This window comes from Actinomycetospora sp. CA-053990, from assembly GCF_050948445.1.
GTDB lineage: Bacteria > Actinomycetota > Actinomycetes > Mycobacteriales > Pseudonocardiaceae > Actinomycetospora > Actinomycetospora callitridis.
Genome location: NZ_CP192043.1, coordinates 445969 through 462595 on the forward strand (window position 1 = coordinate 445969; position 16627 = coordinate 462595).

At 73.0% G+C, this 16627-nt stretch carries 19 protein-coding genes and 1 tRNA gene; 11 read left to right on the forward strand and 9 right to left on the reverse strand.

The genetic code is table 11. The features are described from left to right. The first annotated feature begins 101 nt into the window (after window positions 1–101). Window positions 102–2072 (forward strand): MFS transporter, encoded by a 1971-nt coding sequence (locus ACQPYN_RS02235; RefSeq protein WP_433032843.1) that lies wholly within the window; start codon window positions 102–104, stop codon window positions 2070–2072. Between the two features lie 63 nt (window positions 2073–2135). Then, the gene (locus ACQPYN_RS02240; protein ID WP_433032846.1) at window positions 2136–2675 is read left to right on the forward strand and encodes an NADPH-dependent FMN reductase; all 540 of its coding nucleotides are present in this window, start codon (window positions 2136–2138) and stop codon (window positions 2673–2675) included. Here the strand turns inward: ACQPYN_RS02240 and ACQPYN_RS02245 are convergent. Further along, window positions 2657–2845 (reverse strand): hypothetical protein, encoded by a 189-nt coding sequence (locus tag ACQPYN_RS02245; RefSeq protein WP_433032849.1) that lies wholly within the window; start codon window positions 2843–2845, stop codon window positions 2657–2659. The two genes, ACQPYN_RS02240 and ACQPYN_RS02245, sit on opposite strands and share 19 nt — an antisense overlap. 71 nt (window positions 2846–2916) lie before the next feature. Here ACQPYN_RS02245 and ACQPYN_RS02250 point away from each other — a divergent pair, with 71 nt between their 5' ends. From ACQPYN_RS02250 to ACQPYN_RS02275, 6 genes are all read left to right on the forward strand, one after another. Continuing rightward, complete coding sequence (locus ACQPYN_RS02250; RefSeq protein ID WP_433032852.1) at window positions 2917–3903, forward strand: helix-turn-helix domain-containing protein; 987 nt, start codon at window positions 2917–2919, stop codon at window positions 3901–3903. Beyond that, window positions 3900–5162 carry a DNA polymerase III subunit delta' gene (locus tag ACQPYN_RS02255; RefSeq protein ID WP_433032855.1) on the forward strand — a complete coding sequence of 421 codons (1263 nt, stop codon included), beginning with the start codon at window positions 3900–3902 and terminating at the stop codon, window positions 5160–5162. Before ACQPYN_RS02250 ends, ACQPYN_RS02255 begins: the two co-directional genes overlap by 4 nt. A gap of 103 nt (window positions 5163–5265) precedes the next feature. Beyond that, entirely contained in the window at window positions 5266–6420 is a 1155-nt protein-coding gene (locus tag ACQPYN_RS02260) for a serine hydrolase (protein ID WP_433032858.1), read from the forward strand. Between the two features lie 12 nt (window positions 6421–6432). Then, the gene (locus ACQPYN_RS02265; RefSeq protein WP_433032861.1) at window positions 6433–6927 is read left to right on the forward strand and encodes an ArsR/SmtB family transcription factor; all 495 of its coding nucleotides are present in this window, start codon (window positions 6433–6435) and stop codon (window positions 6925–6927) included. 85 nt (window positions 6928–7012) lie between these two features. Then, complete coding sequence (locus ACQPYN_RS02270; protein WP_433032864.1) at window positions 7013–7843, forward strand: alpha/beta fold hydrolase; 831 nt, start codon at window positions 7013–7015, stop codon at window positions 7841–7843. A gap of 119 nt (window positions 7844–7962) precedes the next feature. Continuing rightward, window positions 7963–8325, forward strand: coding sequence for a hypothetical protein (locus ACQPYN_RS02275; protein WP_433032867.1), 363 nt, complete (start codon window positions 7963–7965; stop codon window positions 8323–8325). A gap of 5 nt (window positions 8326–8330) precedes the next feature. On the opposite strand, the gene ACQPYN_RS02280 is transcribed toward ACQPYN_RS02275, so the two are convergent. Beyond that, on the reverse strand, window positions 8331–9119 hold the full coding sequence (locus tag ACQPYN_RS02280; RefSeq protein ID WP_433032870.1) for a carbon-nitrogen hydrolase family protein: 789 nt from the start codon (window positions 9117–9119) through the stop codon (window positions 8331–8333). Window positions 9120–9139: 20 nt separating this feature from the next. Here ACQPYN_RS02280 and ACQPYN_RS02285 point away from each other — a divergent pair, with 20 nt between their 5' ends. Beyond that, window positions 9140–9892, forward strand: a complete 753-nt coding sequence (locus ACQPYN_RS02285) for an arylamine N-acetyltransferase family protein (protein ID WP_433032872.1) — start codon at window positions 9140–9142, stop codon at window positions 9890–9892. On the opposite strand, the gene ACQPYN_RS02290 is transcribed toward ACQPYN_RS02285, so the two are convergent. Both ACQPYN_RS02290 and ACQPYN_RS02295 read right to left on the reverse strand, forming a co-directional pair. Then, on the reverse strand, window positions 9889–10308 hold the full coding sequence (locus ACQPYN_RS02290; RefSeq protein ID WP_433032875.1) for a DUF4395 domain-containing protein: 420 nt from the start codon (window positions 10306–10308) through the stop codon (window positions 9889–9891). The two genes, ACQPYN_RS02285 and ACQPYN_RS02290, sit on opposite strands and share 4 nt — an antisense overlap. Beyond that, window positions 10305–10733, reverse strand: coding sequence for a thioredoxin family protein (locus tag ACQPYN_RS02295; RefSeq protein WP_433032878.1), 429 nt, complete (start codon window positions 10731–10733; stop codon window positions 10305–10307). Before ACQPYN_RS02295 ends, ACQPYN_RS02290 begins: the two co-directional genes overlap by 4 nt. Window positions 10734–10888: 155 nt before the next feature. Between ACQPYN_RS02295 and ACQPYN_RS02300 the strand changes: the two genes are divergently transcribed. Further along, the gene (locus ACQPYN_RS02300; RefSeq protein WP_433038681.1) at window positions 10889–11266 is read left to right on the forward strand and encodes a hypothetical protein; all 378 of its coding nucleotides are present in this window, start codon (window positions 10889–10891) and stop codon (window positions 11264–11266) included. 47 nt (window positions 11267–11313) lie between these two features. Beyond that, window positions 11314–11390, forward strand: a tRNA-Thr gene (locus tag ACQPYN_RS02305). A gap of 365 nt (window positions 11391–11755) precedes the next feature. Here the strand turns inward: ACQPYN_RS02305 and ACQPYN_RS02310 are convergent. The 5 genes from ACQPYN_RS02310 to ACQPYN_RS02330 all read right to left on the reverse strand — a co-directional run bounded on the left by ACQPYN_RS02310 (window position 11756) and on the right by ACQPYN_RS02330 (window position 16297). After that, complete coding sequence (locus ACQPYN_RS02310; protein ID WP_433032881.1) at window positions 11756–12085, reverse strand: GYD domain-containing protein; 330 nt, start codon at window positions 12083–12085, stop codon at window positions 11756–11758. Window positions 12086–12241: 156 nt separating this feature from the next. Then, entirely contained in the window at window positions 12242–12820 is a 579-nt protein-coding gene (locus tag ACQPYN_RS02315) for a nuclear transport factor 2 family protein (RefSeq protein ID WP_433032884.1), read from the reverse strand. 200 nt (window positions 12821–13020) lie between these two features. Next, complete coding sequence (locus tag ACQPYN_RS02320) at window positions 13021–14679, reverse strand: DUF7379 domain-containing protein (RefSeq protein ID WP_433032887.1); 1659 nt, start codon at window positions 14677–14679, stop codon at window positions 13021–13023. A gap of 113 nt (window positions 14680–14792) precedes the next feature. Next, window positions 14793–15101, reverse strand: a complete 309-nt coding sequence (locus tag ACQPYN_RS02325) for a protealysin inhibitor emfourin (protein ID WP_433032890.1) — start codon at window positions 15099–15101, stop codon at window positions 14793–14795. Further along, complete coding sequence (locus ACQPYN_RS02330) at window positions 15098–16297, reverse strand: M4 family metallopeptidase (RefSeq protein ID WP_433032893.1); 1200 nt, start codon at window positions 16295–16297, stop codon at window positions 15098–15100. The genes ACQPYN_RS02325 and ACQPYN_RS02330 overlap by 4 nt, the downstream gene beginning before the upstream one ends. Window positions 16298–16627: the final 330 nt, after the last annotated feature.

Sequence of the window (16627 nt, forward strand, 5' to 3'; positions counted from 1 at the left end):
GTTCCCGGTGACCGCCGGATAATCTGGCGGTCACCGAGACCGGGAGGTGTCTCATCGCCGAGCCGACGGTCGGTGGGTCCCCCGCCGATGTGACTGCCGACGTGACCGATGCCGAGGCGTCCGCCTCCGCGACGCACCGGATCCGCAGCGTGCTCGCGATCCGGCCGTTCCGGCGGCTGTGGGCGGTCACGGCGGTCGCGAGCTTCGGCGACTGGCTCTCGCTGCTCGCGCTCACCGCCCTCGCCACGCAGCTCACCAGCGGCTACCAGGCGCAGAGCTTCGCGCTCGGCGGCGTGGTGGCCACCAAGCTGCTCCCGGCGCTGTTCATGGCGCCGCTGGGCGGGGTGCTCGCGGACAAGTTCGACCGCCGCACGGTGATGGTCACCTGCGACGTCCTCAAGGCCCTGCTCTTCCTGTCGATCCCGCTCGTGGGCTCGCTGTGGTGGCTGTTCGCCGCCACCTTCCTCATCGAGCTCTGCGCGCTGTGCTGGATCCCGGCCAAGGACTCCTCGGTCCCGAACCTGCTCAAGCGCTCCGACCAGATCGAGACGGCCAACCAGCTCTCGCTGGTGATGACCTACGGCGTCGCGGTGATCAGCGCCGCCGGGGCGTTCGCGCTGATCTCCAAGTCGGGCAACATCGCGGGCTGGCACCCGAGCCCGACGACGACGGTGTACCTCGCGCTCGTGGTCAACGGCCTCGCCGCGCTGCTCACCGCGTTCACCGTCGCCTTCCGCATCCCCGAGATCTCGGGCCGCAGTGCGGAGCGCCGGGAGGCCGCTCCGGGCCTGCTGGCGATGCTGCGTGACGGCGCGCAGTTCGTCTCGACGACGCCGCTGGTGCGCGGGCTGGTCGTCGGCATCATCGGGGCGTTCGCGGCCGGCGGCGCGGTCATCGCCAGCGCCCGGCTCTACGCGGCGAGCCTCGGGGGTGGCGACGCGGCCTACTCGGTGCTGTTCATCGCGCTGTTCAGCGGCCTCGCGCTGGGGATGGCGACGGTGCCGCGGATGGCGCGCCGGATGCCGCACAACCGCCTGTTCGGCGTCGCCATCGTCGGCGCCGGCACCTCGCTGCTCGCCGTCGCGATCGCCTGGCACCTCTACCTGGCGCTGGCCACCGTCGTCCTCGTCGGCTTCTTCGCCGGCACCGCGCTGCTCACCGGCCTGACGATCATCGGCGCGCAGGTCGAGGACGCCGTGCGCGGGCGGGTCGTCGCGTTCGTGCAGTCGATCGTGCGGGTCGACCTGCTGGCGTCGATGTCGGTGGTGCCGCTGCTCGTCGGGCTCGTGCAGTCGCGGACGCTGACGCTGTTCGGCCAGCCCGCGCAGGTCGACGGCACCCGCTTCGTGCTCTTCGGCGCGGGCATCGTCGCCGCGGCGGTCGGCGTGCTCGCCTACCGGCAGATGGACGACCGGCGCGACCGGACGATCCTCGCCGACGTCAAGCGCGCCCTGCGCCGCAGCCGGCACGGCGAGCCGGGGCTGCTCGTGGCCGTCGAGGGTGCCTCGCGCACCGACACCGACGTGCAGAGCGACCTGCTCGTGGCGTGGCTGCGGGAGCAGGGCGCCGACGTCGTGCTCGCCGGCCGCAGCGCCAGCGACGCCGCCCGGGTGTCCGCGGCCGTGGGCGCCAGCGGGGTCGAGGGTCAGCGCGCCCGGGCCCTGGTGGCGGCCGCGGTGCGCGCCGACGTGCTCGCCGGCGAGGTCCTGCCGGCCCTGCGCGCGGGCCGGGTCGTCGTCATCGAGGGCTGCCTGGACTCCCCGCTGGCCCGGGTGGGTGACGAGCTCGACGCCGCCGACCTGCAACGCCTGGGCGCGTGGGCCACCGGTTCGCTGCGTCCCGACATCACAGTGCTGCTCGACCGCGACCCGTCGGTCCACGACGCCGCCCCGGTCACCGGCGGGATCGTCGACACCTGGCAGGTGCAGCGCACCCTCACCGAGATGGCCGCCGCCGACCCCGGGCGCTACGTGCGCGTCGACGGCGACGGCGACCCCGACGACGTCAGCGCCCGGGTGCGCGAGGTGCTCGCGCCGCTGGTGGCCCGAGCGTTGCCCACGAGCACCGCCTGAGCCACGGGGCCGCGGGCACCGGGTTCGTCGACACCGTGCTCACCGACCCCGGATGATGGCCCGGTGCTCCTGATCGGCGGCAGCACGCGCGCCGCCTCGACGACCACCGCGGTCCTGCGCACCGCCCGCGAGCTGGCCCGGCCCGGCGCGGTGCTCTACGAGGAGCTCGCCGCGCTCCCCGCCTTCGACCCCGACGACGACCGCGATCCCCTGCCGCCCGCCGTCGAGCGGCTGCGCGGGGCGATCCAGGAGGCCGACGCGGTGCTGTTCTGCACGCCCGAGTACGCGGGCGGGCTACCGGGGTCGTTCAAGAACCTGCTCGACTGGACCGTCGGGGACGCCTCGCCCCGCTCGATGTACGGCAAGCCGGTCGCCTGGATCAACGCGGCCTCCCCGGCCTCGCCGACGGGCGCGCGCGGCGCCCACGAGGGGCTCGCGACGGTCCTGGGCTACGTCGGTGCCGACGTCGTCGAGGCCGCGTGCGCGCGCATCCCGGTGACCCGGGACGCCGTCGGCCCCGACGGTCTCGTCGGCGACGCCGACCTGCGCGCCCGCCTCGGGGCCGCGGTCGAGGCGCTCACGCGTCACGCCACCTCGTCCTGAGGTTCGGGGACGGTCTCCCCGTGGAGCTCCCACCCGGCTCCGAGGCTCCGGCGCCAGCGCAGCGGGCCCTCCTGCTCCCACTCGCCGCGCAGGGCCCGCTGGTGGACCTCCCAGGCCCACACCTGCCGTTCCCACGCCCGCACCAGACGCCGTCCCAGGTTGCCTCGCATGGTGTCGACCCTGGCGGAGGTGCAGGCCCCGGACGAGTGGCAGGAACGACGTCGTCCGATACATTCCTGCCATGCACGTCGTCGCGGTCCCCGTCACCGACGGGACGCCGATGTTCGAGCTCTCGACGGTGCACGAGATCCTCGCGTCGGACCGCTCCGCCAGCACCGGGGTGCCGCGCGAGGACTGGTACGACGTGCGCCTGGTGGCCGGCGAGCCGGGTCCGCTGCGCCTGCACGCATGGGGCGTGGCGGACACGGGGTGGGGCCTCGAGGGCCTCGACGACGCCGACACCGTCGTCGTCCCGCCACCCCGCGACGGCCGCGAGGAGTTCCCGGCCGAGCTCCTCGACGCGCTGCGGGCCGCGCACGCGCGCGGGGCGCGCCTCGCGTCGGTGTGCACCGGGGCGTTCCTCCTGGCCGCCGCGGGCCTGCTCGACGGGCGGCCGGCGATCACCCACTGGAGCTCGGTCGACGAGCTCGCCCGCCGCCACCCGCGCGTCGACGTCCGGCGCACCGTGCTCTACGTCGACGACGGCGACGTGCTGACCTCGGCGGGCTCCGCGGCGGGCCTGGACCTCTGCCTGCACCTCGTGCGCCGCGACCACGGCAGCCGCGTGGCCGGCATCGTCGCGCGCCACAGCGTGGTGCCCCCGCACCGCGAGGGCGGGCAGGCGCAGTTCGTCCCGGCCGCCGCGCCGGAGCTCCCGCCGTCGGGGTTCTCGGCGAGCCTCGACTGGGCGCGCCGCCGGCTCGACCGGCCGATCGGGGTGGACGAGTGGGCGCGTGCGGCGGGCACCAGCCCCCGGACGTTCGCCCGCTGGTTCCACACGTCCCTCGGGTCGACGCCCGGGCGGTGGCTGGCAGCAGAGCGGGTGCGGCGGGCCCAGGAGCTGCTCGAGGCCACGGAGCTCCCCGTCGAGGCGGTGGCGCAGCGCTGCGGCTTCGCCACGGCCGCAGGCCTGCGCCGGCCGTTCCTGCGCGAGGTCGGCGCCACCCCGCAGGAGTACCGCAGGACGTTCGGGATGGCTCCGCCACGTGAGCGGAATGGGTCGCCATGACGACCCAGATCGCGCACGTGGCGAAGACCTCGGGCGGGTGGGGCATCATCGACGGCGTGAGCGTGTGGTCGCAGGTCGTCGGTCAGCCCACCGCGGTGTCCGAGCTGCAGGCCGCCGCCGCGCAGGCCGCGCGGGTCCGGTTCTCCGACGAGCTGGGCGACGGTGTGCCCCCGGGCAGCGGGGGCATGACGCACTCCTGGCTGTTCACCGGGCCGCCCGGGTCGGGACGATCGGTGGCGGCCCGCGCATTCGCGGCCGCGCTGGAGTGCCCGGACCAGGGCTGTGGCGAGTGCCCCGCCTGCCACACGGTCATGGCCGGCACCCACGCCGACGTGCGCGAGATCGTCCCCGAGGGCCTCTCGATCGGCGTCAAGGAGGTGCGCACGACCATCGACGTCGCCGCGCGCCGCCCGACCACGGCCCGCTGGCAGATCGTCATCGTCGAGGACGCCGACCGGCTCACCGAGCAGGCGTCGAACGCCCTGCTCAAGTCGGTCGAGGAGCCGGCCGAGCGAACCGTCTTCCTGCTCTGCTGCCCGTCGGAGCACCCCGACGACATCTCGGTGACCATCCGCTCGCGCTGCCGCGCGCTGCGCCTGCGCACCCCGGCGCCGGAGGCGATCGCCGCCGTGCTGGTCGAGCGCGACGGCATCCCCGAGGCGGACGCGACGTGGGCGGCGTCGGTGTGCGGCGGGCACATCGGCCGCGCTCGCCGGCTCGCCCGCGTCCCCGAGGCCCGCGAGGAGCGCGACGCCGTGCTGGCGCTGCCGCGTGCGCTGAGGTCCGCGGCGGACGCCTTCGCCGCCTCGGACGCCATGGTGGGCGCGGCGGCGTCGGAGGCAGCGGCCCTCGCCGAGTCCCGCGACGAGGCCGAGCGCGAGGAGCTCGCGGTGTCGATGGGCGCCGGCGGCACGGGCAAGGGCACCGCGCAGGCCCAGCGTTCGGCCCGCGCCGCGGAGAAGGACCTCGAGAAGCGGCAGAAGAGCCGCACCACCCGCAACCGGCGCGACGCCCTCGACCGCGCGCTCGTCGACCTCGCGGGCTACTACCGCGACGTGCTGGCCCGGGGGCTCGGCGCATCGGTCACCTCGACCCATCCCGACCGCGCCACCGAGATCGGCGCCGCGGCCCGCGACAGCACTCCCGAGGCCTCCCTGCGCCGCCTCGAGGCCATCCTGGCCTGCCGCGAGGCCCTCGCGACGAACGTGAAGCCCGAGATCGCGATCGACGCGCTCGTCACGTCGCTGCGCGCCGGCTGAACGTCGGCACCCGAGCACGCCTCCCGTGACGCGGGGTGGCGTGACGACCCGTGCCCGCTGCTAGCCTGTCGCTGTGCCGGAATCACGGAAAAGCGTAATCGCCGTGGGCGCGCTCGCCGTCGCGCTGCTCCTGCCGACGGCCTGCTCGTCGTCGCCTGAGGCCGGTGGGGCGCCCCCGGAGGTGCCGGCGGCGTCGGTCCCGGCCAACCCGCCGCGTCCTGCGGACTGCGGCCCGGCACCGGCCGCGAGCCCGACCAGCCCCGACGGCTGGCTCGGTCTGCTCGCGGCGACGCCCGACGACGTGGCCACCGTGGTGGACGACGGGCGTGGCTCGGTCGTCTCGCACGCCGCCGAGCGGCCGATGCCGCTGGCGTCGGCGGTGAAGATCGTGCACGTCGCGGCGTACGGCCGGGCTGTCGCCGACGGCCGCCTGGACCCCGACGAGCCGATCCGGCTCGCCGACTGGGAGGCCTGGTACCTGCCGGCCGACGCCGGAGCCCACGTGCAGGCGCTCGACGCCCTCGGGATCCCGCGCGACCCCGCCACCGGCCTCGCGGCCGATCCGCAGCGCACGGTGCCGCTGTCGACCATGGTCGCGGCGATGGTGCAGTTCAGCGACAACGCCGCCACCGACTACCTGCGCGACCGTCTCGGCGACGACGCCCTCGTCGAGGCCGCCGCCGCGGGTGGGTGGCAGGACCTCGACGTGCCCTCGGAGCTCGGCTCGCAGCTGGCGCTCGTCCGGCCGCAGGAGGCGCCGCCGGTCACCGCGCCGCGTGCTGAGCGGGCGCCGGTGGAGATCGCCCTGGCCCGGCGCTACGCGTCCGACCCCGCGTTCCGGGAGGACTCGCAGCGCCGCCTGGTCGCCCAGGCCGCGGACGTCGAGGCGTACCTGCTCGAGAGCGAGCGGTGGGCGGAGTCGACGTCGGTCGGGTCCGCCGCACAGCTCGCGGGGCTGTGGCGAGCGGTGATCAGCGGGTCGTTCGGGCCCGGCGCCGACGTCGCGCGCGCCCAGCTCGAGTTGCCCCCTCGTCCCGACGGCCAGGTCCGTGCGGCCAAGGGCGGGTCATTCCCCGGGATCGGGACGATGGCGCTCAGCGTCCGGCGCCCCGACGGCTCGCTCGGCATCGGTGTCGTGCTCGGGCGCGGTCTCGGGGCCACGACGGACCTGGCCGAGGTCGGCGTGGCCCAGCAGCGCTTCCTCGTCCGTGCGGTCGAGGACCCGGCGGAGCGCTCCCGCGTGCTCTGCGTGGCCTGAGACGATCCGGCGGTGGCCGATGCTGGAGGGGCCGACCCCGACCCCGACGCGCGCCTCGACGCCCTCGAGGCCCGCGTCGCGGCGCTCGAGGGCGGTCGTGCTCCCGAGGGCCGGCCCGAGCGGACCGGTGAGGCCGGCGAGATCGGCTACCAGGGACGCGTGTGGTTGCAGGAGGGCGCGGGCCCGGTGTCGTGGACGATCGCCTACGACGCGGCGGCGACCCTGGACCTGCTCGCCGGCCCGGTCGCCGAGGTGCTCGCCGCCCTCGGCCACCCCGTGCGCCTCGCCCTCGTGCGGCGCCTGCTGACGGGTCCCGCCGGCACGAACGAGCTCGTGGAGGCCGCCGAGCTCTCGTCGACCGGCCAGCTCTACCACCACCTGCGCACGCTGACCTCCGCCCGCGTCGTCGAACAGGACGGCCGGCGGTACCGGGTCCCGACGACGGGCGTCGTCCCCGTCCTCGTCGCCCTCCTCGCCGCGGCCGATCTCGGCGGCGCGCTCCCCTGAAGTAACGCCTTCAAGGTCTTGCACGCCTTACGCACGCTCTCCTACGGTAAGGCGTATACCGCCGTTGCAAACATGAGGAGAAGCCGTGCCGACCGAGACCGCCACCTGGGCCCTGCGCGACCGCATCGCTGTACCGACCGGGACGATCGCCGTCGACGTGCTGGGGGAGGACCGGCCGGGCACCCCGGTCGTCCTCACCCACGGGACGCCCTCGTGGTCGTACCTCTGGCGCCACGTCGCGCCGGCGCTGGCCCACGAGCGGCCGGTGTACCTGTGGGACCTGCCGACCTACGGGGACTCCACCGGCCACACCCCGTCCGTCGCCGGGCACGCGCAGACCCTCGCCGCCCTCGTCGGCCACTGGGGGCTGGACGCGCCGGTGCTCGTGGGCCACGACATCGGTGCGGCGACGGTCCTGCGCGCGCACCTCGTCCACGGCACCCCGGCGAGCGCGCTCGTCCTCGCCGACGCCGCCGTGCTCGCCCCGTGGGTCACCGCGACCGCCGCCCACATGCAGCAGCACCTCGACGTCTACGGGTCGATGCCGAACGCCGCGTTCACCGCGCTGATCGCGGCCCACCTGCGGACGACGTCGGCCACGGGTCTGGACGGCGACGCCGAGCGCGCCTACCTCGGGCGCTACGCCGGTCCGGAGGGCCAGCGGCGCTACCTCGACCAGGTCGCCGGGTTCACCGAGGACGACACCCGCGACGTCGTCGCCCGCCTCAGCGAGATCGCGATCCCGACCGACGTCGTGTGGGGCGCGCAGGACCGCTGGCTCCCGTCCACGGCCGCGACCACCCTGCGCGGCCACATCCCGGGTGCCCGCCTCCACACCGTGGACGGCGCCGGCCACTTCCTCACCGAGGACGCCCCGGAGGCGTTCCTCGACGTCCTCGCGGCGGTGCTGCCGTGAGCCACGGGGAGGTGCGGATCACCCTCGCCGGAAGGAAACCGATGAACATCACAGGCGTCTATAGAGATGTCACACCAAAGCGTCGTCGCACCGCGGCGACCGTCCTGGAGCACTGCCCGATGAGCTCTCCCACGCGCCCCCTCCCCACCGACGTCACCATCCCCGCGCCCCGAGAGAACGGCGACGAGGCCAAGGTCCTCGTGATCGCCGCCCGCCCGGACTCCAGCGGCCTCGCGGCCGCCGAGGTCCTGGCCGAGCGTGTCGGAGGCGCTGCCGCGCACTCCGGCGACGCCGAGCTCGGCACCAAGGCCCGCCGGGCCGCCCAGGTCATCGTGCTCGACCCCAGCTCGCTGCGCGCCAAGATGACGCACGACCGCGCGTTCTCCGCGCCCGCCGACGCGGCCGCCCGCCGCGACCTGCTGACCCGCCTCGCGCCGTACCAGGACCGGGTCCGCTGGATGACCCGCCCGGCCGCGGCCTAGAGCGGCTAGAGCCGGCGGTTCGCCAGCACCGGCAGAGCGGCGCGGACGTCGGGGATCTGCTCGGGGTCGACATCGACCACGAGCAGCCCCGGCTCCGCGCCGAGCTCGTCGATGATCACGCCGAACGGCGAGGCCGCGAGGCTGTGCCCGACCCCACGCGGAGCCTTACCCGCGTCGATGCCCCGGCTGGCAGGGTCGGCCTGATCGGCGGCGAGCACGAAGGTGGTCGCGTCCAGGGCCCGGGCGCGCACCAGCAGCTGCCACTGCTCGACCTTGCCCGGCCCCGCGCCCCAGCTCGCGGGCAGCAGGGTGACGGTCGCGCCCTGGTCGGCGAGGGCGCGGAACAGCTCCGGGAAGCGGATGTCGTAGCAGGTCGCGAGCCCGAGCGTCGTCCCGTCGACCGTGATCGTCAGCGGCTTGCTGCCCGGCGCGACGGTGTCGGACTCGGCGAACCCGAAGGCGTCGTAGAGGTGGATCTTGTCGTAGGCCGTGTCGACGCCGCGGCCGGTGACCAGCAGCGTGTTGGTGACGCGGCCGTCGTCGGTCGGCGTGAACATGCCGGTGACGACGAGTACGCCGTTCTTCTCGGCGATGCGCCGGACCTCGCTCGCCCACGGTCCGTCGAGCGGCTCGGCCACGGGCGTCAGGGAGACGCCGAAGCGGCACATCGTCGCCTCGGGGAACACGACGACCGTCGCGCCCTGCTGCGCGGCGAGCGCGGTGTGGTCGGCGACGAGCTCGAGGTTCGACGCCGGGTCGTCGGTGGCGAGGATCTGGGCCAGGGCGACGCGCATGACCCGTGTATACCGGTCATGTGGACGCGACGGACTACCTGGCGCGGATCGGCGCCGCGGCCGACGACCCGCTCGACACCCTGATCGAGCGCCACATGATCGCGGTCCCGTTCGAGAACCTCTCGGTGCACGTGCCCGAGCCGATCGAGCTCGACGACGACGCGCTCCTCGAGAAGATCATCGAACGGCACCGGGGCGGCTTCTGTTTCGAGCTCAACGGGGCCTTCGCCTGGCTGCTGCGCGAGCTGGGGTACGACGTGACCCTGTGCTCGGCCCGCGTGGCGCGCAACGGCGGGGACGACGGGTACGGCCCGCCGGGCGACCACATGGCGCTCGTGGTGGACCTGCGGGGCGCCCGCCTGCTCGTCGATGTCGGCTTCGGGCGCTTCGCCGCCCGGGCCGTCGACCTCGACCGTCGCGACGGGCAGCCCGACCGCACCGGGACCTACGCCGTCCGCGACGCCCCGGACGGCGAGCTCGACGCCGTGTGCGACGACAAGGTGGTCTACCGCCTCGACCCGCGCGCCCGGCTGCTCACCGACTTCCTGCCGCTGTCCTGGTGGCACTCCACCTCGCCGGAGTCGCCGTTCGCGCTCGGGCTGACCTGCTCCCGCCTCACCCCGGCCGGTCGCGTCACCCTCGCCGGCGACCGCCACATCGTCACCGGCGACGACGGCTCCCGCGAGGAGCACACGGTGTCCGAGGACGAGCAGCTCGCGATCTTCCGCGACGTCTTCGGCATCGTCCTCGACGCCGTCCCGACGGTGGGTTAGCGGGCCGCGCGGACCCGCCCGAGCAGGCCGTACATCTCGCACCCGAGGCAGAAGCCGAACGCCGCGTTGAGGAACGCCGCGGCCAGGGCGAAGGCGGTCGCCACGATGCCCAGCACCGTCGCGCCGCTGAGGTAGCCGATGGCCGCGACGGCGGCGAAGACCAGCCCGACGGCCTGCGAGAACCGCACCGGCGCCGCGTCCTCCCGCTCGCGCGGCGGGCCGAGGCGCGGCGCGAGCAGCGCCCGGTACAGCGCGCCGTAGGGCGACCAGCGCATCCCGGCGACCACGGGGATCGCGAACACGACGGCCTGCAGCGCGGCGAGCACCCCACTACCGGTGAGCAGCACGACGGCCAGCACCACGGTCGTCACGGTGGCGGCGAAGCGCACGCCGCGCGGGTCGAGCCGCTCGGTCATCGGGTCTCCTCGAGGGACAGGGCCTGCTGCAGGTCCGCGCGACGGGGGACGCCACCGACGCGCAGGAGCTCGGTGCCCGCGCGGTCGAACGCGACGGTGGTCGGGGTGCGCAGGACGTGGAGCGCCTGCGCGATCCCGGGGCTCTCGGCGACGTCGACCTCGACGTGGCGGAGATCGGGGTGCTCGGCCGCCAGTGCGGTGAGCTGCTCGCGGGTCCGGACGCACGGCGTGCACACCGGCGACGAGAGCTGGAGCAGGAGGACCCGGTCCCCGGGGTCGGGGTCGACCCCGGCGACGTCCCAGCCGTTCCCGGCGTCCTTGCCCTGCGTGACCCGCCCGTCCCGGCGTCGGAGGACGAGCCCGACCACCGTCGCGACGACGAGGACGCCGACCAGTACCGCGGCCCCGGCCGCACTCAGCCCCACGAACCCGCCAACCTCGTCCCCGTGCGCGGTTGTTCCCGGAGTCGCCCTCCTCGGTGACGAAAGCCGCGCTCACCGCGGGATCCGTCACCGAGGACCGACGGTGTAGACCGGTTCCCGTGGCGGCGGCGACGGCGGCGACCTTCGTGTGGCTCGGGATGGTGCTGGCGATCTCGTTCCTCGAGGCGCCGCTGAAGTTCCGCGCGCCCGGCGTGACGACGGTGATCGGGCTCGGGATCGGGCGGCTGGTCTTCCGCGCGCTCAACGTGGCCGAAGGTGTGCTGGCGCTGGTCGTGGTGGCGGCCGTGCTCCTGGCCGGCGTCCCGGTGGCGCCGACGGTCGTCGTCGGCGTCCTGGTCGTGCTCCTGCTGGTGCAGCTCGGCGTCGTGCGTCCGCGCCTCAACCGGCGCTCGGACCGCGTGCTGGCCGGCGAGGACGCGCCGCGCTCCCGGCTCCACCTCGCCTACATCGGGCTCGAGGTGGTGAAGGTCGTGGCGCTCGTGGTGCTGGGCGTGCTCCTGCTGGGTGGGGCGTAGACCCGCCTCGCCCTCGGGCCGGGGCCCTGGCCTAGACTCTTTCGCACGCCGCCTTAGCTCAGCTGGCCAGAGCAACGCACTCGTAATGCGTAGGTCTCGGGTTCGAATCCCGAAGGCGGCTCCAGGAAACTCCAGGTCAGAGTCCCGGGGTTCTCTTGCGTTCGGCGTAGGACAGTCCGGCGTCCCCGATTCATCCCCGAGTCCTCGCGAGTGAGTCGAGGACCGGTGTGTCGTCCGCGTGTCGTTGCCCGCCGCTGCCGCCAACCCGGGGCCGGTCGGCGCTAGTCCGCCACGTCACCGCGTCGCTCGCGGCGGGCGCCTCTCTGGGGGCTCGACGTCGCGGCCGGGGTTCGAGGTAGCTCCCCCGGCTCGCACTCCCGAGGAGGCAAAGCACAACCGCCACCTTGGCGTTCTACAGCGCTGACATCGAATCTCAGGGTCGCCAGGCACAGGAGCGGCACCGGCTCCGGGCTGGCCGGCTCCGCCTGGTTAACGCGCCGGCCGGTACCGGGACGCCACGCCCTGCGCGCGCTCCAGCGACTGCTTCCACTCCTGGGTACTCAACAGGCGCGTCGTGCGACCCGACCGGGCCGCCCCTCCCGCGCCGATCGTGAGCGCAACGCTGGCAGCCGCCGTGTCGTCGGGCGCGTCGAAGACGATCACCACGTCGTGCTCCCCGAGGGGGTGGCCGGCGGCCACGACGGTGACTCCGGCAGCGTCGTAGAGGGCCCGGGTGGCCTCCAGGCGGTCCTGGGGCTCGCGAATCTGGGCCGCCAGCGACTCAGCCGTATAGGCGGCCTCGTATATGTCCAACGGCATGATCGACCTCCTCGGGTGGTCCCACTTCAGCGGGTACGAGCCAGCTCACTTCGTCGTGTCGCTGAGGGCGGATGCTGAACACCCGCGAAGGACGGACGCGCTCCTCGGCGCGCTGACTCCGGACTTTCAGTCCCGCGGTGTGAACGCACCTACTCGTCAGTGGCCGAGCGCAACGTGGAGAGCGTGGGCGTCGGAGATATCCTCGAAGGAGGCCTCCAACCCATCCCGCATGCGGATCACGTGCGCGAACCTGGACCGGAACGACGTGCCGCTCTCGCGGGCGGTCCCGGCGAACCAGCCGAGCACGACGATCACATCCCCGGCCTCGAGGAATTCGTCAGGGGTCACCGTGAACTCGCTCCAGTCCTTGGGAACGGGGGCGAACACGTTGTCCACGATTGCCTGGGGTCCGACGTAGCGGCCCTGGTAAGGCCCGGCCCTCTCGACCCACTCGACGTCGGGCTGCATTGCCGCAAGGACCATTGGTATTTCGCCGTTGTTGAAGGCGTCGTACGAGCCCTGGACGGTGTCAACGTTCGTGCTGTGTGTGGTCGTCACAGGGCTAGCATCCACCGCGTCGCACGACGCGAACATGACGGCAACTACGTATTGCTCTGCTCCCACGACGACAGTGAGTACAGCATCGAGCACGATGCGTCGGGCGATGTCCGGGTGTCCTCCGGCGCAGTTCGACGCGCGCCGACCCAAGGGGCCGCCGAGAACTGTAACCACCATTGACTTGCCATCAGACCGGCTCGCCCCAGCGGCGACGGAATCTGTGTGGAGCCGGGCTCACTTCTTGATCCGTGGATGTGCGTTCGATCCACTGGCCTACTTGCAGGTCCGATCACCCGGTTCTCTGTAGACGCCAAGACAGCCTCGGATTCGAGGTGCCCGCGGTATGCCGGCGCCTCCGACGAGCGCCTCTGGCCGGTTCAGGTGAGCCAGCGCTGCAGGCAGGCGCGGGTCTCGGGCTGCTGGAAGTAGCTGAGGTGCCACACCTCGCCGGGATCGAACACAAGGCGGCGGTCGGCGGGGACGGGAAAGCCGGTGATGCTGGTCGGCCGGTGGCTGACGGGGCGGGCTGTTGCGGGGTCGCCGACGCCGGCGGTGGGCACGGCGATGTCGTTGGGTTGCTGGTGGAAGATCGGGTCGATGAGGTCGTCGACCGCGTCCCGGACGGGGCTGCGGCCTCGAGGCTCGGGTTCGTAGTTCGCCTCGATGGCGTAGTACAGCGGGGCGTTGCCGGCGAAGTGGTCGAGGCCGGCGTAGAGGCCGCTGTCGGGGTCCATGGCCCGCAGACCCGGGAGGTTGTCGGCTGTCCCCGCCGCCAGGGCCTTGACCAGTTCGAGGACGCCCTCGAACACGGGGGTGGTGGCGTTCCACGGCCCCGGCGGCATGACGTCGAGCAGGGTGGTGAAGCTGTCGATGAACGTGCTCCAGTTCTCTTCCTCGACGATGTTGGTGCCACTGTTCGGCGTGCCCACGAACACGATCTTGCGCACGGTGACCGTGGCGTGCGATCGATTCCCGCCGAGGAGCCATCGGGCCGGGCTCATCAGGACGTCGAGCAGGTTGCCGCTGGCCGGTAGGGGGAGCTGGCCGTCGAGGATGCGGGCGACGAGTCCGCCGCGGCTGTGGCAGACGATGTCGAGCTCGAGGTGCACGTCGTCGGGAATCAGCCCGAGGAGTTCTTTGGCGTTCTGTTCGGGCGGGACCGAGGCGGTCGGGTGGTCGAAGGCGATGATGCGCCGGTCGTAGGCCCTTTCGAGGTGCGCCCACAACTCGGCGTTGTCGCGCCGGCTGGTGTCGAACAGTCCGCCGAACGCGCTGGCGCTGGTGCTGAAGATTCCGTGCAGGAACAGCAGCGTCCGGCCCTCGGCGAGGGTTCGCCAGTTGGCGTCGGTCAACGCGACCCCTTGCTGGAGTCCGTGCTTGGGTCGGAACCAGGTCGCCAGGCTGGGGCGGGCGATCTGTTCCCATTGCGCGTAGGCGCCCGCCGCCAGCTGGCCGCCCAGCGAGCCGACCGGGAACTCGAGCAGGGTCAGGACAGTGGCCGCCTCCGCCGCTGATTCGGACCTGGTCGCCGGGTCGGCCGACGTCGCGCTCCTGTCGGGTTCTGCATCCGCGGTGCGCGTCGCCGCCAGCGGCGGCGGCGCGAAGCGTTCAGGCGGAATGAGGAAGGACAGGTCGGGCGGGCGTGCCGCTTCTGTGATCGGCGCTGGCGCAGGGGTGGTCTCCGGGAGGTGCCAACGCAGCATCCCCGCGGCGTCACGCGACAACAGCACCGCCTGGCGGTCTGGAGCGCTCGCAGTCACCTCGACCCTGCTGTCCACCTTCGGTGCGGAGGTGGGCGCGATCGCGAAGCTGGTCTGCGGAGTCAGGCTCGCGTTGGCGAGGGCCCACTCCAGGTAGCAAGCGCCACCGTCGCCCCCCGCCGAGCCGGCAGTGTCCTCCACCTCGACAGCTTCGAGAGCGCTCAGACTGTCGACGGTCGATCGGACTTCCACGGTGCCGGTCATGCCCGGAGCCCGCAGCCGGACCCTCTCGCCGATCGTGACCGGCTCATCGCCACCGTTCAACGGCACCGTCATCTCGCGCTCCCCCCACCCGACCCCTCAGGCAGCGTCGCGAGCAGCTCGACGGCCCGGAAGGCCAGACTGGATAGTTTCAGGCCTTGTTTGCCGTATCGCGCGACGCCGCCGCGTCATGAGGAGCGGTGTCGGTGGACGCGATCGAGAAGGTCGGCGACCGTCGGGTCCAGGGTCGAGTCGTAGGCCTTGATGACGGTCTGGGTTCCGTGGTCGTCGACGACGATCCGGTAGTTCTGCTCGTCGGGGCGGGCGGTGTGTTCGGGGTCGCCGTGCTCGCCCGCTCGTTCCACCGCCGTCCGGGCTGCGCCCTCCACGTCGGCGGCATCCGGGGACGACAAGGTCGCGGTGTCGACGACCGTGTCCGGCTGGTGCCGGAGCACGGGGGCGGCGAACCCGCCCCTCGTGGTGACGGTGATCCTCACACTCGGGCCTTCCGCAGGCCGTTCACCTCCTTGGTGAGCGCCTTGATCTGGCTGGCGAGGTCGTCGACACGACTCGGCAGCGATTCCGGGGCGACACCGTTCCCATTGGAGGTTGCGCTGATGCGAAGGCTCATGGGCGACACGCCGCTGATCTTGATCTCGACGCCCTGCCACGCGCCGAAGACCGCTTGCTGCTCAGGGCTGCCTGTCCCGTAGAGCTGGCCCGCCTTCGCGAAGGTCGTGTCGGCGAACGCCTGGAAGTCGGTGTCCGGCGACGAGGCCTTGAGGGCCTCGTACCAGATGACGCCCGGCGCCTCCCAGGAGTTCCCGCCGATGCCGGTCGCGACGAGGTAGAAGGCCTTGTTCGGGATTCCCGAGTTGATGTGGACACCGCCGTTGTCGTCCTCGTCGGTGTCAGGGAGCTGGACGAAGTTGCTCATCCGGTCGGGCTGGGGGTCCTTCCCACCGAGCAGCGGGGTGTCGTAGGCGGTGCCGGGAGCCTTCATCGAGCGCAGAGCGTCGGCGTCGACGCCGGGCGTGAAGATGTCAGCACCGATGAGCCAGTCGGCCTCGGCGGCCGTCTGCCCGAGCTTCCACTGCTTGACCACGGAGCCGAACACGTCCGAGACCGACTCGTTGAGCGCGCCCGGCTGGACGTGGTACTCCAATCCGGCGGTGTGTTCGGTGACACCGTGGGTGAGCTCGTGGGCGATGACGTCCAGCGCTCCGGTGAAGTCGCTGAACACCCGCCCGTCGCCGTCACCGAACACCATCTCGCGACTGTCCCAAAAAGCGTTGTTGAACGCCTGGCCGTAATGCACGTACCCGTTGAGGCGCATGCCCTTGCCATCGATGGAGTTGCGCTGCAGGACCTGCCAGTAGAAGTCCCGCGTGGTTCCCAGGCCCTCGAACGCCGCGTTGACCGAGGAGTCTGTGACCGCCGGGTCGTCCTCCCCGCGCTGCACCGTCGCCTGCGCCAACTGCTTGCTGTGGTGACAGTCGGAGATGGTGCGGCGCCCGCCCGCCGGGGCCGCGACCGCGACGATGGGACGGACGGCCCGCTCACCGCGCAGGCGCGAGGTGCTGGCCAACGTGGCGAGTGCCGTTCGGCGGATCTCACGATCGTCGTTCTCGAGCAGCGCGCGCAGGATGTGCGGTGGAAGGATGCAGTTCACAGACCGGCCGCTACGAGTCATTCCCGGCTCCAAGTATGGCGTCCTCGGACGCGGCGCGCCTCGAGCTGCAATACATGGTGGCCCGGGGATTTAGGGCGCTCCTACCGCTGTTCGGTTGACCCTGTTACGTGAGTGCGCACTCGACGTCATCGACCAACTACCCCCCGAACTCGGGCACGATCGACACTGGTCGGACCTCGGTGCGAGAACCCCGCGCGTTTGCTGAGGCTACCGGCCTCGGAGCTGGAACCTCATGGAACAGCAAGTATCTGCGCTTCTGTCGGATTTGCCAGGGCTCGCGCCTGTCCCACCGCCGCACGCGCAGCCGTGGAAGAGGGCCGTGGAGCCGGC

Coding starts and splice junctions, on each gene's coding strand:
- ACQPYN_RS02255 (WP_433032855.1), top strand. CDS start 3,900: ATGACGACCCAGATCGCGCACGTGGCGAAGACCTCGGGCGGGTGGGGC.
- ACQPYN_RS02280 (WP_433032870.1), bottom strand. CDS start 9,119: ATGCGCGTCGCCCTGGCCCAGATCCTCGCCACCGACGACCCGGCGTCG.
- ACQPYN_RS02300 (WP_433038681.1), top strand. CDS start 10,889: ATGGTGCTGGCGATCTCGTTCCTCGAGGCGCCGCTGAAGTTCCGCGCG.
- ACQPYN_RS02330 (WP_433032893.1), bottom strand. CDS start 16,297: ATGACTCGTAGCGGCCGGTCTGTGAACTGCATCCTTCCACCGCACATC.
- ACQPYN_RS02275 (WP_433032867.1), top strand. CDS start 7,963: ATGAGCTCTCCCACGCGCCCCCTCCCCACCGACGTCACCATCCCCGCG.
- ACQPYN_RS02320 (WP_433032887.1), bottom strand. CDS start 14,679: ATGACGGTGCCGTTGAACGGTGGCGATGAGCCGGTCACGATCGGCGAG.
- ACQPYN_RS02290 (WP_433032875.1), bottom strand. CDS start 10,308: ATGACCGAGCGGCTCGACCCGCGCGGCGTGCGCTTCGCCGCCACCGTG.
- ACQPYN_RS02250 (WP_433032852.1), top strand. CDS start 2,917: ATGCACGTCGTCGCGGTCCCCGTCACCGACGGGACGCCGATGTTCGAG.
- ACQPYN_RS02245 (WP_433032849.1), bottom strand. CDS start 2,845: ATGCGAGGCAACCTGGGACGGCGTCTGGTGCGGGCGTGGGAACGGCAG.
- ACQPYN_RS02310 (WP_433032881.1), bottom strand. CDS start 12,085: ATGCCGTTGGACATATACGAGGCCGCCTATACGGCTGAGTCGCTGGCG.
- ACQPYN_RS02315 (WP_433032884.1), bottom strand. CDS start 12,820: ATGGTGGTTACAGTTCTCGGCGGCCCCTTGGGTCGGCGCGCGTCGAAC.